The following is a 14,955-nucleotide window of genomic DNA, read 5'->3' as shown; positions in this document are numbered from 1 at the left end:
GTCGTTTGGATCGCCTATTGATAATGCACCTTTTTGGATAGCAGCCGGAAGTAGACGAACGTCAGCAGGCTAATAATAACCAGCAGCACGACTCCGGTAGCAGCCGAGTAACCGATACTCGTGGTTCGAAAACCATATATATAGTAAACAAGTGTATTGGTTGCATTATTAGGGCCTCCGCCCGTCATGATTTTGACGGTATCAAACACCTTAAACGAGCCGATGGTCATGATGATTAAGATGAAAAACAGCTGCGGTGATATCATGGGCAGTGTAATTTTGTAAAACACTTTAAATCTGCTTGCATTATCAAGTGCTGCCGCTTCGTATATCGTAGGCGGTATACTTTGCAGTGCAGCCACAATAATAAGCGTGTAGTAGCCGACGCCCTGCCATACCGATACGATGATGACCGATAATAATGCCGTATCCGAGCTTTGCAGCCACTGGGAAGTGGGCAGTCCCATTGCTCTCAGAGCAAAATTGAGCAAGCCCTGATTCGGTTCCATCAACCACAGCCAAACGAGCGATACCGAAACAATCGATACGATATGCGGGGTAAATATGCCTGCTTGCACAATCGCATTGAAGCGTATTTTTTTGTTCAGCCAAATCGCCATTAGCAGCGAAATCACCAGGGTGAGCACAACAACGCCAACGGTATAGGTCACTGTGTTCCCCAAAGCCTTGTAAAAGTCACCCCGGGTAAAAATTTGCTCAAAATTTTCCAAGCCGATAAATTTGCTTTTCGATTTGTTCATCAGGTTGTATTTATAAAAGCTCAAGTAGATCAGGTACGCAATCGGGTAGATGACAAAGGTCACTATACCGAGCATTGCAGGAGCGATCATCAGATAGGGACGCACCGTTTCCCAAGCTGTTTTTTTACCCATGGGAAAACCCTCGCAGCTTCCGCATATAGTCATCCCATTGTTTGTGATCCTTGCCCATCCGGCTGTTGTCCGCCCCGAAGAAATCCAGCTTCGCTTCCGGTACACCGAGGTAAACCTCTTGGTCGACGGCAAACAGATCCTCTGTCCATTTCACCATAAAAGCATCCGGTCCTGATCTAACCTGATAAATCGTTTCCGATCCCAGCATTTCCCTCGTCACAATCACACCACGCAGCGATAAATGGTGCTCAGCGGGCTTGGCCGACAAGATGGCACTCTCTGGACGGAAGCCATATTTCACCCCGCCCACTCCCAAATCGCCAACATTCATCGGGGGAACTCCGATAAATTGTGCGGCAAACAAATTGTTGGGCTGACGATACATCACATCCGGCGGGGCCTCCTGCTGAATTTGACCCTGATTCATCAAGACGATCGTATCCGCCATTGACATCGCCTCCACCTGATCATGAGTTACGTAGACGAAGGTCGTACCGAGCTTTTTGTGCAGTTCGATCAGCTCAATCCGCATCTGCACCCTAAGCTTCGCATCCAGATTGGATAAAGGCTCATCCATCAGAAACACCGAAGGCTGCTTGACCATAGCACGGGCCAATGCAACACGCTGGCGCTGACCACCTGACAAGGTAGACGGTTTGCGGTCCAGGTACTCATACAGTCCAACCGTAGCGCTGATGGTCTCCACCAGACGGGTCCGCTCTGCTTTGGGAACCTTGTTATTTTTCAAACCGAACTCAATATTTTCCCGCACCGACATCGTCGGGTAGATGGCATAGTTTTGGAACACCATCGCAACCCCTCTTTTGCCAGGCGTAATGCTCGTTACATCTTTTCCATTAATGAGCACCTGACCTGATGTCTGTGGATCGATGCCTGCAATCATGCGCAGCAGGGTTGTCTTCCCACAGCCGGACGGACCCACCAGTACCGTGAACTTACCGTCTTCTATCGTTAGATCCAGATCCTTGATGACTGTGTGTTTCTCGAATGTTTTGGTCACTTGTCTGAACTCAATGGAAGCCATAAGCAATCCCCCTTTCCTTGTGTAAATCCATCTACACCCTATACACCGTCATACCCCAGTCCTGAAAAGGCTTGATATCGTAATCACTCACTTCTTTACCTGTAATCAAGGTGTGAATGGCTGTGTTCGGGGCTACGGTATGAAGCGATAGCTTACCGATCTTGCTATCGTCGGTCACGACAATAATTTCCCTCGCCGACTTGATCATCTCCTGCTTCGCCGTCACCAATTGTGCCTCCGGATGCATAAGTCCGTGCTGCGGGTGGAGCGCCGGAGTTCCGATGAATGCCTTCTCCACATGCAGCGAGCCAAGTACATGATTCGTGAACATGCCATTTAACATATAACTGGAAGGATACAGCTCCCCTCCGGTTAAAATGACTTTTATTCGCGGGGCATCTCTCAGCTCGGCAGCCACATTCATGTCGTTCGTGACGACCGTTATATGGGAGCGGTGAACGAGATTTTTGGCAATGTGCAGTGTCGTGGTGCCGGAGTCGATAATAATGTTCTCCCCGTCTTCCACCAGGCTTGCCGCCATCTGACCGATTCTTTCTTTTTGATCCACGTGCTGGTGCGTTCTTTCGTTAAAGGAGGGCTCATCGTGAGTCCACTGCTCAATGATGACACCGCCATGAGTCCGCTTCAGTATGCCCTCCTGCTCAATTTCCGTAAGATCTCGCCGGATCGTAGCCTCATGCACGTTAAACTCATTGGCAAGCACAGTAATGGTCGCTGTTCGATACTGCCTCACATATTCCACAATACGCAGCTTTCTCTCTGCCGCCAGCATTCGCCAATTCCCCCTTGATCAACTCTGTTCATTACTGCAATATAAACATTCGTTTTGTTCATTCATGTTCAATTGTATTGTAATCATGAAGCATCAAGCGGGTGTTAAGCCGATATGAAGAATACGTAAATCAATTGAAGTGCCGATTGAACTGCAGTCGATGTCGAATTTTTGTTCCACGAGCAACATTTTATGACGAAAACTAGCTTGTATCCCTTGTCAGTGCTCGTAATTCAGCCTTTCGTTGTAAGCTCTTAACAGCGTAAATCGATTAAGCCGAACCTGGTGCGCCTCTCGCAGGCTGCTTTCCAGCAGCTCTTCACTTACACTCAGCTCCTGTATCGAAGTCGGTCCGCCAATTTTTTCTAAGAGCACGCTCAGCGTTGCAGGGTCAGGGATATTCGCGATTTCAAGGCGCAGCTCGTCCCAATGCTCGGCAATTCTAGCTCCCGGTGCCCACGATTCCTTCTCAGCTGTATTCCTCCATACCTCACTGCCCTCACTAGCGATCTGATGATACAATCTGGAGATTTGGATACAGGCCACACCTACCTTCGCGCCATGCAGTAGCTGTCTTTTGCCAAGCCGTATATACGCCATCTCCCAATAGTGAGAAAGATGGTGCTCCGCACCCGAAGCTGGATGGGAATGACCGAGCAGCAGCATCGCAAGACCGGATTCGATCAATGCACCGATTAATGTGCGAATGCCCTCCTCCTGCCTGAGCGCGATCAAGTCAATCTGATTCACACATTGCAGCAGTGCTGTCCGGGTTATATCCGCAGCTACCTGCAGGTAAGGCTCTGCACCTACAATCGAACCAAACTTCCAATCAAACAGGGACGTATATTTGCCCAACATATCGGCGAAGCCCGCTGCTATCATCGCTTTGGGAGCCTTAACCAAAATATCCAGATCGGCAAATATCGCATCCGGACCAACCGCCGCAATCGTCTGCTTATCACCCCTAATCAGAATAGGGGCTCCCTTGGAATTAAAACCGTCTACAGAAGGAGCTGTAGGTACAGAAACAAAAGGAATCCTCGTGCTGTAGGCGGAATATCTGGCAATATCGTGAATCGTCCCTCCACCCACAGCAATCACTACATCGGCTGTATAACGTTGTATGTCGATGATGTGCTGAATAAGTGCAGGCTCGTCAGCAATGACATCACCTTGAGCATTTGGTTTAATTATTGTGGTATGCACGCACAAATCAACACTTGTTAGCATTGCCTCTAATTGAGCGCCCGCCACCTGATAGGTAATGGAATCTGCCACAATACTGACTTGTCGATAAGACTTACCTACCAAATAGGAAGCCACTTCCTGGATCGCACCCGAATCAATCCTGATCAGATCCAGATCTATGGCTTGTCTTACACTTGCCTCACAGCCTTCTGTCGCTTTCTTGATTTTCTCTAATAGATCTACCATGATTCACTTCACTACCTCATCCTGTTTCTTTTCCTTGCATTAAACCATGTCCATTATTGCTCAGTTTGTTCATTCGTGCTCAAATTGATTATAGGAGTCGTTTATTTGGGGAGTGTCAACGGGATATGAATAATATGTAAAGCTGGAAATGTGCGGAATGATGCTGTACACAAAAAGTCTTCTCATCGCGCACGCAGCGATAAAGAAGACTTTTTGATTAAGGTTAGATGTATGAGGGTCTGCATCTCAGTGAAAGGTGTCAGTAACTCAGGCCCAAGGATGTTTACTTGGTAACAGGCCTTTTTGGTGGCTCCCAGTCTTTTTCAGTTGTCACTTCTATCATTTTTCCATCGGACTTGAGTAAGATATTCCCATGTAACCCTGTGGAGTAAACCTTAGCACCTTTCTTCTCCAGACGCTCCTTCAGGTTTGGGCTTTGAAAGTTGTTTTGACTCATGATGACGATTTGCGGGGATACAGCATTCAGAAACACTTCCGATGAGGAGGTCGATTCGCTGCCATGATGAGGAATATCCATCATATCGGATTTCAGCTTGTCTTTCCATGGAGAATCGGTAAGCTCGACTTCCCGGTGCTTGTAAATGTCAGCGGTAAACAAGAACGTGCGGTCACCATAAGTCATTTTAAGTACCATGGAATAATCGTTCAATTCTTGAGCTGAAAACGTTTTGACTGCATCGGGCAGTTCTTTCTTGGGTGGATTCAGCACCTCGAACTTCACCGAATTGCCAAGCTGGAATACATCGCCTTCCTCTAGTGTCTTTTTCGGTACCTTCTTTGCGTCCAGTGAGGCCATCGCATTGTTGTAAGCGGAGGATTGGGTGTATGGCAAATTAACCATATAGAACTGCTTGATTTCCTTGTCTCTTGCCACAGTCGCATAACCACCGATATGATCGATATGCGGATGCGTGTTCAACGCAATGTCCAGAGATGGAATGCCGAGCTTGCTCAAGTATTCGACCACCTGCTGCCCAACCTCCGGCAGTCCAGCGTCGATCAGCATCGTTTGGCCTTCAGGTGACACAATCAAGAAGCTATCTCCTGTCAAATCCTTACCAGCCAAATGAAAATAACGTATAGTCAGTTTCCCTTTGTATGCTTCCTTGTCGAATATTTGCTCTGTACGCAAATTGGCCGTTACCGGAGATGGTGGCAACGAATTGGGTACAGGAGCGAGCTGCGTCTGTAGTGGTGCTTGTGAGCATGCTGCCAGCAGCAGGGTAAGGATGACCATTACACTCCATCTTGCTGTCGCAGCGATTCTGCATTTGATTTTCATACTTTCACGCTCCTTTCTTATCCATACTGAACAGGAGGGCGCGTCTATCGCGTCCTCCTGTAGACTGCTACTCTTACTTCGTATTTTTATAGCGCTCGTACGCTTTCTTGTAGCCCTTCATATATTCATCTACGCCCATTTTTTGTACAGTTGCCACATATTTATCCCATTCCGACATCGGCTGGGAGCCGGTGATGAACTTGGCTTCCATCTCGCCGATGTAATTATGCATATCCGTCCCCACCGTGGATCTGAATTCGGTTTCTTCCTCAGTGAAGTTAAAGTTGTTCCACAGCTCTTTGACTTTGAACGGCTCAGCCTTTTTACCAACAGCTACCGACTCCGGCAATGTCTCGGACCCTTTGAAATATTTCTCCTGTACGAAGCCCGGATAGCTGCCTCCCAGCCACGTGATATGTTTAGCCAGTGCCTGATCCATCGTTAGTCCATTCGGATTTTTCGTAATATCCTCCACGAATTCCAGCTTGCCGTCGGATGTTTTACGGTATGTTTGCCCCTCAAGGCCCATGAAATAGAACGTAGCACCCTCGTCACCATAGAAATGGTCAATCCAGCGAATCGTCGCTTCGACATTTTTGTTTTTATCGGTAATAACGAAGGCTCCAGGCCATACTACAGGCACTTTAACATGCGTGTACAGCTGATCGCCATACGGACCCTTTAAAGCTCCAAGCCCCACGTAGCCCGGCTGATTCATCTGGGTCATCGGATTCGGATTGATGGTTGCCCCAAAAACACCTTTTTGCCCTTTCGCGAATAAAGCACTTGTCTTGACGGTGAAAATTTCCTTATCTATCAGACCTTCCGTATACAGCTTGCGTACATATTCGATAACTTCTTTATATTTGGCATCGGTACGGAAAAAGCGTAGCTCGTTCGTTTTTGGATCCACGTCAACGAATTTGTGTCCCAAGCCACGGTTTCCAAAACCCCATGCCCCCCTAATCTGTTCGATCAGCGGATTGATGCCTTCTCCGGCATAAGGAATTTCATCAGCCTGCCCATTTCCATTCAGATCGGTTTCCTTGACTGCCTTCAAATATTGGTACAGTTCCTCTGTCGTTGCAGGCTCCTTGAGCTTTAGCTTATCCAGCCACTCCTGTTTAACCCATAGCGGAGTTCCGATCAGCATCGGCAGGAATTCCGGGCTATAAAAAGAGGGGAACGAGTAGATGTAACCGTCCGGCATCGTCAGCCCTTTTTTCAGATCGGGGTATTTATCCATCAGCTTTTTAAAATTGGGGGCGTATTTGTCGATCAAGTCGTTGAGCTTAACAAATGTTCCTTGTGCACCATATTTCATCAAATCCGACGCAGGTACACGGGAAGAATAAAAAGCATCAGGGTAATCGCCTCCAGCCAAAGCCAAATTGCGCTTCTCTGTCAAATTGTCAAAAGGGACCAGCTGAAACTTAACATTGACGTTCGACAGCTTTGCATATTCTTTCCATACTGTTGTTTCCTCAAAGTTATTACCGTTGGTCGCCGCCTTGCCCGTGAAAAATGTGAGCGAAACGGGCTGTTTAACGATCGGCATACCTGACTTCTCCAAATTGGGAACTTCCCCTTTTTTACCATCGGGACTGGTTGAATCTGGCGCGCTCGCGGAGTTTCCGCTACATGCGGATAAAAGGCTTGCTGCCATGGCGACGACTAATGCTGCAGATGTCCAACGTCTTCTTTTCATATGATGAATTTTCCTCCCTTATTCTGCTTTCTTATTGTATCTATAGACTAAAAGGGTGTCATCCCTTAATAGCTAATCCCTATCAACCTTTGACCGCTCCGATCATGACACCTTTGGTAAAATATTTTTGCAGAAACGGATACAGCAGCAGTACCGGCAGGTTGGCTACGATGACGACAGCGTACTTGATCGCTTCGCCTTCCAGAACGATTTGGCCCTGAGTGTCATCACCGATGCCCAACATCTCCTGCATTTGCCCCTGAATTAATATTTCACGTAAAAATAGCTGCAGCGGATATTTATCGCGATCCGTCAAATAAATAAGGGCACTAAAATAAGCGTTCCAATGACCGACACTGTAGAACAAAATCATGACTGCTATGATCGGCATGGACAATGGAAGTACAATCCGCATCAGCGTAGTCATATTCGAGCAACCATCAATCGAAGCGGCCTCCTGCATCTCATAGGGAATGCCATTTGCAAAAAACGTGCGCATAATCAAGATGTTGTACACGGAAACGGCTCCAGGAATAAGGAGCGCCCACATGGAATTCAGCATGCCTAAATTTTTTACCAGCAGGTAGGTCGGAACCATCCCCCCGCTAAAAAACATTGTAAATACCATCATCGCCGCGATCACATTACGGCCGTAAAAGTCTTTGCGTGAAAGTGGATAGGCCGCAGCGACGGACATGATCAGATTGATGGCGGTACCAACGACCGTATACACAATCGTGTTAACATAACCAGTCAGCATTTCAATGTTTTGAAATATTCGCAAATAACCGATCCAGGTAATGTTTGTGGGCCACAGCCATACCTCTCCTCTCATAACCGCCTCGGGGCTGCTAAAGGAGGCGACAAGAACGAAGAGCAGCGGGTACAAAACCAGGATGCATATGATCGCCAATATAGCATTAACGATCCAATCGAATATTTGTTCACTGGTGCTTTGATGATTCATGGGTAACCTCCCAGTCGTTATAGCTCTTACCATAAGCTTGTTCCGTTCACTTTGCGGGCCATGCGATTTACAAATACTAGCAGAATGAAATTAACCACGGAATTGAACAGTCCAACAGCAGCCGAATAGCTATACTGCCCATCAATAATCCCTTTGTGATATACATGGGTGGAAATGATATCAGATGCGGCGATATTAAGAGAATTCTGCATCAGAAACACTTTTTCGAAGCCTACACCGAGCAAAGAACCCATGTTCAGAATGAGCAAAATCGTAATGGTCGGCATGATACCAGGCAGATTGATATGCCACACACGCTGCCACCGACTTGCCCCATCCACCCTTGCTGCTTCGTGAAGCTGTGGATCTATGCCGGTCAGCGCGGCGAGATAAATAATGGAGCTCCACCCCATCTGCTGCCATACACCGGATAACACATAAATGCTTTTGAACCAAGCCGGCTCTGTCAGAAACTCGATGGGCTCTCCAAGGAACCATACCACCACTTTGTTCAATAAACCCGTTTGCGGTGACAGGAAAATGAAGATGATTCCCACCATCACGATCGTAGACAAGAAATGCGGTGCGTATGTCACGGTTTGAACGAAACGGCTGAACTTCTTGGAGCGCACCTCATTAATGAGAAGAGCTAGAATAATCGGTACCGGAAAACCGACAAGCAGCTGGTACAGTCCAATGCCGAGCGTATTCTTGAGCAGCCGCCAAAAATAATAGCTGTTGAAAAAACGTTCAAAATGATTGAACCCGACCCATGGACTGCCCCAAATACCTTTGGTTGCGATAAAATTTTTGAATGCAATTTGTACGCCATACATCGGGATATACTCAAAAATAATAAAGAAGGCGATCACAGGCAATATGAGCAAATACAGATCCCAGTTTTTTCGTATTTGTCTCCTGATTGCCAGACGCTTCGGTTTGTATACAGCCTTTGCTGTTCCTACTGCTGATATCGAAGATTGCTTCGACAAATCCCCACCTGCTTTCTACTTGTTCTTCCCGGATCATAGCAGAGGGCTGCGAGGAATCAAATTTACAATTTTTTTGTTACCTTTCAACTCATGATGTCGATGATAAAATGATAACTTTATAAAAAAGAGTCAGGTTCTACAAAATGCGTTATAAGGTATAATGAAGAAACTGTACCAACAATAAGACTAACAAGACAAAAGGAGCATGCTGCGCTTGAAATGGGTAAGCCTGAACCGACAAAAGCTAATTGTCAAAATTTTTTCCAGCTTTCTAGTCATCATTGTTCTGTTTTCCGGGTTTAACCTGTTATCCGTTCATTTGTTCAGCAATATCGTACAAAATGAAATCATCCAATATAACCGCTTAATGCTGAAAAATACGTCAGAACGTTACCAGACTCACTTTGAACGGATCAAGACTCTCTTATTTGATATGTACATGAATGAAGCCACTGTCGCGTTTAACCGCCAGTTGATGAAGAAGAGCGAAGCGGACGTCGAGTTCTGGACAGCAACGGATCCACTGAAGGTTCTCCGTACTCAGGCTTACAATCCGATGTTTTATCTTAATAATCTGCTGATCTATTTCAATTCCCGCTCCCTTGTTATTGAAAAAGAAGGCAGCGTCCATGCGGATATGATGTTTTCACAGTTTTATGTAAGCAACGACTATCCCTCACTTTTCTGGAAGAATCAATTTTACCGGACCAGCAATTATGTGCTGCATCCGGAAAAAACGTTTACCGTAACCAATCTGAATTCTTCAGTAAAGGCTCAGCTCATACCCTTCTCGTTCCGTATGCCATCATCCAACTATCAGGTGATTGCGTTACTGGACGCCCGTTTGATGAAGGAAGCCTTCTATGGCACAGAGGATAATCGGCAGTTCATGATTGTGCAAGAGGATGGATCGCTGCTGTATAGCTCTCCAGGGGAGCTGTCTGCAAGCGATATTCCTACTTTCCTTGATGGAAAAGAATACGGCTTGTCCGGAGATTATTACTTCTTCTTTGAGAAAAAAGAAGGCTCGCCTCTCACCTATGTGACGGCCGTACCTTATTCCAATATTGCTTCCAAAGTAAAGAATGCCAGCTGGACGCTGGTTCTGATATTTGCGGTGTCCATTATAATCGGATTGCTTACTTCCGTATTTTTCAGCCGCAAGCTCAATCAGCCGGTCAAGCAGATGGTCAACTCGATTCTACGTCGTGACCCCGTCAAGCTGGAGAGCGCCATTCATGAATTCGATCTGATTCACCAAAACATCCGCCAATTACTGGACGAGAAAGATGCGGTTCACCAAGAGCTGGTGGACAAACGATCACTCCTGACCAGCTTTGGCTACATCAACAAGCTGAAGGCGATAACCTCTGACATCAATGACTGGAAGGATATCGCCGAAATGGATGAGCCCTTCATCATCGTACTGTTTCAGCTTCATTTCAAGGCGCGCTCCGTAGAGGACAGTGAAATGAAAACAGACCGTATGGCCTACTACATCCAGGAGTATATTAAGGTCCTCTTCTCCGAGCGTTTTCCTTCTTCACAGACGTTTCAAATGGAGAACAATCAAATACTGTCATTGATCTGCGGTACAGATGTAAGAAATGAGCTGGACCGCGCACTCATGATGCTGAAGACGATATTAGACCGTGACAAAGCCTATTTCCTTGTGACAATTGCCATCAGCTCGGCATATGAGCAATCGTCCCAATTCAATGAAGCTTATCGCGAGGTGCTGGACATGGTCCAGTTGGCAAGGCCCGTGGATGAAAGTCAGGTGATTCGGGAACGCAGCAGCACGCCTACCCAGCTGGTATTCACTGTGCCGCAGGAGCAGGAGCTGTACGCCAACCTGCAAGCAGGCAATGATCTTAACTGCATAACGTTTATGAACCGAATGCTCTATCAGCTGGACAAAAGAGGAGTGAGCGTTCAGCAATTGAGGCAGCTTGCCGAGGGGGTCGTTGCCAGGGTCGTGAAGTTGTTAGAGCCTTATGGAATCGATGTGAATGGTTCCTCTTATCACCAGCAGCAGTTGGCGCTCATGGAGGAATGCTACACGCTTGACCAGTTTAAGCAATTTTATGCGGAGCTGTTTCAAACCAGCGCAGCCGTCATCCGATCCAGAAAGGACGAACAGGACCCCACCATTTCTTACGTCATGGATTACATTGAGAACCGGTTCGCGGACGATGTATCGCTCGACCAGCTTGCCGACAAATTAAACATTTCTGTAGGCTACCTGTCCGTTTATATTAAGGAAAAAACAGGAGCCAACTTCAGCGATCACATTAATGCTATTCGCATCAACAAGGCGAAGGAGCTGCTGTCCGATAATGCTCTCAGCGTACAGGAGATCAGCGTCCTGATCGGTTACCGTAACGTCACCTCTTTTATCCGAATGTTCAAGAAGATGATTGGTATGCCGCCAGGGGAATACCGGAAAAATAAAGTGCTAGAGGCTGATGCAGAAAGCTTAGATCACAGATAATCAGGCTCTGAGCCCCCTGTTTGAGAGCGGCCTGTTTTATTCGATGCATTTTTTATATAATACATAGAGATACTGCGTTTAGTAGTAGCCTGTGACGAAGTCTTTGGATGGTCACAGCAGCTTTGTATATCGATGTAACTGACAGGAGGCAACTATACGATGCTTACTCGAGATATCCCGATTTCTGTGCTGGATCTAGCCCCTATTGTTGTGGGCGGCACAGCGGCAGATTCCTTTAGAAACACCCTTGATCTCGCACGCCATGCCGAGCAGTGGGGTTATCACCGCTACTGGCTTGCTGAGCATCACAATATGCCGGGGATTGCCAGCTCTGCAACTTCGCTCGTTATTGGTTATGTTGCTTCAGGCACCCAAAAGATACGCGTCGGGTCAGGCGGCATCATGCTGCCTAATCATGCTCCGTTGGTCATTGCCGAGCAGTTCGGTACGCTGGAATCGATGTATCCCGGTCGCATTGATCTTGGACTCGGCAGAGCTCCGGGCTCGGACCAGCCCGCTGCAAGAGCGCTGCGTCGCGGCTTGGGCAGCGACGGTAATGATTTCCCCGAGCTGCTTAGCGAGCTTCGCGCTTTTCTGGATAATACACCGGAGGCACGGCCCGTTGGGGTAAGGGCCATTCCAGGCGAGGGGCTCAGCATCCCGATCTGGCTGTTAGGCTCAAGCGGCTTCAGCGCGCAGCTCGCCGGACATCTTGGTCTGCCCTTCGCCTTTGCGAGCCATTTTGCTCCCGATTATTTGCTGCCCGCACTGGATCTGTACCGCAGCAGCTTCCGTCCTTCAGAGTCGCTGGACAAGCCTTATGCCATGATCGGCCTGAACATTATTGCTGCCGATACCGACGCAGAAGCCCGCAAGCTGGCAACCTCCCAGGAGCAGCAATTCCTTAACCTCATTCGTGGTCGTACAGGCCCGCTTAATCCGCCTGTCGACAGTATGGATGCACTGTGGAATCTTCAGGAAGAGGCCCATATCCGCAAGCAGCTGAGCTATACGATTACGGGTAATAAAGCAACGGTTCAGGAGAAGCTTCAGCAGGTCCTGCAGGATACAGGAGCCGACGAAATCATTGTGAGCGCACAAATCTATGAGCATAAGGCCCGTTTACGTTCTTATCAATATTTGGCAGAGCTCGTGAAAGCCGGAGATCACGCTTAATTCAACCCTCATCTTCCATCCTATGCAGCAAGCATATAAGGAAAGGGTGTCCCTCGAGGTGACAGCGTTGCCCACGGCCACGCTGTCCATTGCCTCGGACAAGACATAATGGAACCCGCCGCTCAGCCTATTGTATGGGAATACGACAATACCTACCGAAATCTCGATATGCTTATATTCCGGTTATCCATCAACATGCAAAGAAGGCCGATTCGCCATGTACTTCCAACAGCTTGTTCACATCATACCTACGCTCGACGAGATCACTCCGAGTCACAGCTCCCAAACCCTTGTCACTACCGGGGGAAGCCATCAGTTAATCATCGTCCAACGCGGCCATCTTCTCATCGCTGCCAAAGATCAGGAGCCTACCGTTTGTACGCAGGGCTTTGCTTGTCATCCGGACTATGGTCCCTATTTCATCCAAGTCCCCAAAACCAAAGAGGTCGATTACGTAGTCATCACCTATCGCGTGCTACCGGAGACCAGCACATGGACTCTCTATGGGCCACTCCATACGATCAGTGAAATTAAAATCCATTATATGATCGAAGAATTGCTGCGCACCATGTACGAGATCGACACCCATTCCGTAGATGAAGAGGCGGCACAGCAGTTTCGAAAACGTTTGATGATGGAGCGAATCCTGTTCATTTATTTATACGAATCGCGGATGCGAGAGGAGTTAAAGTCCTCTGTGAATTCGATCGAGGAGACACTCTCTTATATCAATGAGCATTACATGCTAAAGCTTACACTCCCTATGCTATCGCGTCGCGCAGGTATGAGCGAAGGCCATTACACCGTGCTGTTCAAAAAACATACCGGTGAAACCTTAATGACGTATGTCAACAATCTGCGTATTGAAAAAGCCAAGCTCCTATTCCAGCAAACCGACCTGCTCGCCAAAGAAATTGCGCAAAAAGTAGGTTACGTGGATTATTTTCATTTTAGTAGGGTGTTCAAAAAGATAACCGGAGCCTCTCCCTCCATCTTTCAACAAAACCATGCTCCCAAAAATACGGATCGAACATCTAAAGATTAGACATGTCCAATCTAATGATTAGATATGTTACTTTCAAAAGGAATCGGCTATAATCCAAATGATAATAATAATCATTTTCAGGAGGACATACAGATGAATCTTTGGATGAAACGCCCACTCAGTATTGCACTGGTGAGCTTATTTACCGCATTAAGCCTTGCCGCTTGCGGAACCTCGACTACGAATCCATCCGGGGCAGCGCCACAATCCAACTCGGCACCGGCAGCACCGGCAGCATCTACAACAGCAACACCAGCACCGACAGCAGGTACAGAGGGTAAAATCACCGTTCAGGATGCACAAGGAACGGTCGAGCTTGCCAAAAAACCTGTAAAAATCGTCACAATGGATTTCAGCTTCACGGATGCACTGGTTACCTTAGGGACCTTACCGATTGGGGTTGCTGACGATTCCAGCCCAGACCTGTTCATGGATAGCGTCAAAAGCCAATTGAAGAACTATACATCGGTAGGTTCCCGCTACGAGCCGAATATCGAATTGATCAGCTCACTGCAGCCGGACCTGATTATTGCAGATCTGAATAAGCACAAAAATGCAATTCCTCAATTAAAAGCAATCGCTCCTTTGCTCGTTCTGGACGATTCGCAAGCAGACTATAATCAAATGCTCAAAAACTATGCAATTATCGCAAAAGCACTTGGCAAGGAAGAAGAAGGCAAGAAGCGCCTTGCTGAGCACCAAACGAAAATCGACGCTGTAAAAAAGAAGCTGACCAACACCAATCTGCGTGTACTGCCAGCCGTTACGAATTCCAAGGGCTTCTATGCGCATTCGGACCACTCTTTTGGCGGCTCCTTCCTGATGCTGCTCGGATTTACAGATCCGGTGAAAAACACAGCAGCTAATCCGCAGCTTACTCTGGAGCAGCTGGTCGAAGCCAATCCGCAAGCCATGTTCCTACTGCCATCCGAGAAAGAAACGATCGTTAATCAATGGGAAACCAACCCGCTGTGGAAACAAATCGATGCCGTTGCCAACAAGAAAGTATTTACTGTAGAAAGACGTGACTGGTCACTATCACGCGGATTGCTTGGGTCCGAGAAAATCGCCGAGGATATCCTCAAAAACCTGGGAGCCTAGC

Annotated in this window: 12 protein-coding genes; 4 read left to right on the top strand and 8 right to left on the bottom strand. The window is 47.4% G+C overall.

The genetic code is table 11. The features are described from left to right. Positions 1–14: 14 nt before the first annotated feature. The 8 genes from BK127_RS23110 to BK127_RS23075 form a co-directional block, all read right to left on the bottom strand. Positions 15–893 carry a carbohydrate ABC transporter permease gene (locus BK127_RS23110; RefSeq protein WP_076233881.1) on the bottom strand — a complete coding sequence of 293 codons (879 nt, stop codon included), beginning with the start codon at positions 891–893 and terminating at the stop codon, positions 15–17. Beyond that, the gene (locus tag BK127_RS23105; RefSeq protein ID WP_076233880.1) at positions 886–1,938 is read right to left on the bottom strand and encodes an ABC transporter ATP-binding protein; all 1,053 of its coding nucleotides are present in this window, start codon (positions 1,936–1,938) and stop codon (positions 886–888) included. Before BK127_RS23105 ends, BK127_RS23110 begins: the two co-directional genes overlap by 8 nt. Before the next feature lie 31 nt (positions 1,939–1,969). Beyond that, the gene (locus BK127_RS23100) at positions 1,970–2,731 is read right to left on the bottom strand and encodes a DeoR/GlpR family DNA-binding transcription regulator (protein ID WP_076233879.1); all 762 of its coding nucleotides are present in this window, start codon (positions 2,729–2,731) and stop codon (positions 1,970–1,972) included. Positions 2,732–2,950: 219 nt separating this feature from the next. Beyond that, the gene (locus BK127_RS23095; RefSeq protein ID WP_076233878.1) at positions 2,951–4,168 is read right to left on the bottom strand and encodes a sn-glycerol-1-phosphate dehydrogenase; all 1,218 of its coding nucleotides are present in this window, start codon (positions 4,166–4,168) and stop codon (positions 2,951–2,953) included. A gap of 283 nt (positions 4,169–4,451) precedes the next feature. Next, positions 4,452–5,471 carry a ComEC/Rec2 family competence protein gene (locus tag BK127_RS23090; protein ID WP_076233877.1) on the bottom strand — a complete coding sequence of 340 codons (1,020 nt, stop codon included), beginning with the start codon at positions 5,469–5,471 and terminating at the stop codon, positions 4,452–4,454. Between the two features lie 73 nt (positions 5,472–5,544). Next, on the bottom strand, positions 5,545–7,179 hold the full coding sequence (locus BK127_RS23085; protein WP_076233876.1) for an extracellular solute-binding protein: 1,635 nt from the start codon (positions 7,177–7,179) through the stop codon (positions 5,545–5,547). A gap of 82 nt (positions 7,180–7,261) precedes the next feature. Further along, the gene (locus BK127_RS23080; RefSeq protein WP_076233875.1) at positions 7,262–8,146 is read right to left on the bottom strand and encodes a carbohydrate ABC transporter permease; all 885 of its coding nucleotides are present in this window, start codon (positions 8,144–8,146) and stop codon (positions 7,262–7,264) included. 26 nt (positions 8,147–8,172) lie between these two features. Then, a complete protein-coding gene (locus BK127_RS23075) occupies positions 8,173–9,138 on the bottom strand; it encodes an ABC transporter permease (RefSeq protein ID WP_076233874.1) in 966 nt (321 codons plus the stop codon). Between the two features lie 205 nt (positions 9,139–9,343). Here BK127_RS23075 and BK127_RS23070 point away from each other — a divergent pair, with 205 nt between their 5' ends. From BK127_RS23070 to BK127_RS23055, 4 genes are all read left to right on the top strand, one after another. Then, positions 9,344–11,632 carry a helix-turn-helix domain-containing protein gene (locus BK127_RS23070; RefSeq protein WP_076233873.1) on the top strand — a complete coding sequence of 763 codons (2,289 nt, stop codon included), beginning with the start codon at positions 9,344–9,346 and terminating at the stop codon, positions 11,630–11,632. A gap of 159 nt (positions 11,633–11,791) precedes the next feature. Next, entirely contained in the window at positions 11,792–12,808 is a 1,017-nt protein-coding gene (locus tag BK127_RS23065; RefSeq protein ID WP_076233872.1) for an LLM class flavin-dependent oxidoreductase, read from the top strand. A 217-nt stretch (positions 12,809–13,025) separates the two neighbouring features. After that, a complete protein-coding gene (locus tag BK127_RS23060; protein WP_076233871.1) occupies positions 13,026–13,853 on the top strand; it encodes a helix-turn-helix transcriptional regulator in 828 nt (275 codons plus the stop codon). A 93-nt stretch (positions 13,854–13,946) separates the two neighbouring features. After that, positions 13,947–14,954: an ABC transporter substrate-binding protein gene (locus tag BK127_RS23055; RefSeq protein WP_076233870.1), complete on the top strand. Its 1,008-nt coding sequence runs from the start codon at positions 13,947–13,949 to the stop codon at positions 14,952–14,954. The last annotated feature ends 1 nt before the right edge of the window (position 14,955 follow it).

It is taken from the genome of Paenibacillus sp. FSL H7-0331 (assembly GCF_001956045.1).
The sequence above is the reverse complement of the archived record's forward strand: the minus strand, read 5'-3'. Positions and strand labels throughout refer to the sequence as shown.